Genomic DNA, 1,327 nt, shown 5'->3' on the forward strand with positions numbered 1-1,327 from the left:
CAAATCTCAGACAAAGGAGCCGTCCGTGGGAGAGATTATCCGCATTGGAATGGATACGTCGAAGCATATTTTTGTGCTGCATGGGGTTGATGCGGCGGAGCTGCCGGTGCTGCGCAAGAAGCTTTTGCGCAAGCATGTGCTGGAGTTCTTCGCCAAATTGCCGCCGAGCGTGATCGGGATGGAGGCCTGCGGAGCTTCGCAGTATTGGGCGCGGGAGCTTGGCCAACTCGGCCATGAGGTGAAGCTGATGGCCCCGCAATTGGTGAAGCCCTACGTGATGCGGAACAAGAACGACGGTCGGGATGCAGAAGGGCTGTGTGAAGCAATGGGCCGGCCGAGCATGCGCTTTGTACCGGTCAAGACGGCCGAGCAGCAGGCCGCGCTGATGCTGGCGGGGCTGCGCGATGGACTGATCGCCCGGCGCACCCAGCTGAGCAACGCGATCCGCGGCTATGCGGCGGAACTCGGCCTGATCGCACCCAGGGGGCTCGACAAGATCGAGCCGCTGCTGGCGCGGATCGCGCAGGACGAGAGCTTGCCCACCATGGCGCGCGAGGTGTTTGCGGTGCAGGGACGCCAATACGCTGCTCTGCAAGCCGAGCTCAAGCAACTCGAGGTTAGGCTGATGGCCTGGCACCGCGCCGATGCGCTGAGCCGGCGTCTGGCGCAGATCCCATCCGTCGGCCCGATCACCGCAACACGGCTGGTGATGAAGACGCCCGATCCGCATGCGTTCCGCTCCGGCCGGCATTTTGCGGCCTGGCTCGGCCTCACACCGAAGGATCATTCCACCGGCGGCAAGACCAGGCTCGGCAAGATCACGCGGGCCGGTGACGAAGACCTGCGCCGCTTGTTCGTGGTTGGGGCGACTGCGGTCATCCAGCAGGTTCGGCGGGGCCGCGGCCGTCCGTCGCGCTGGCTGGTGGCGCTGCTCAAGCGCAAGCCGCCGAAGCTGGCCGCCGTGGCGCTCGCCAACAAGGTTGCCCGCATCGCCTGGAAGTTGATGGCGACGGGCGAGAGTTACGATGCCGCGCGGCTCAATGCCATGTCGGCCGCCGCCTAACAGATTGGCCGGCCGGCGGGTTCGCCCACCAGCCGACCCGGAAGCTGCAAGAGCAGATGGAGCAATCGGTCGATCAACGATGCGAGACAGTCCGTGGGACCCATTGGCCGTCAACAGGTCGCGGGGTTGTTTGGAGCTCGCATCGCGCAACCCATCTTGGCCAGCGACCATTGCGCGTCGCATCAACAGGCCGGACATATGGATGCAGCGATCCGATCTACTCAGAAAGCTCTTGTGCCACGGGGGCCGTCCACATATGGGTCC

General features: G+C 64.7%; 1 protein-coding gene. It reads left to right on the forward strand.

What is annotated here, in order from left to right; all coding sequences use genetic code 11:
* The first annotated feature begins 25 nt into the window (after positions 1–25).
* Complete coding sequence (locus H8A95_RS43075; RefSeq protein ID WP_229188455.1) at positions 26–1,063, forward strand: IS110 family RNA-guided transposase; 1,038 nt, start codon at positions 26–28, stop codon at positions 1,061–1,063.
* The last annotated feature ends 264 nt before the right edge of the window (positions 1,064–1,327 follow it).

It is taken from the genome of Bradyrhizobium oropedii, from assembly GCF_020889685.1.
GTDB classification, from domain to species: Bacteria; Pseudomonadota; Alphaproteobacteria; order Rhizobiales; family Xanthobacteraceae; genus Bradyrhizobium; species Bradyrhizobium oropedii.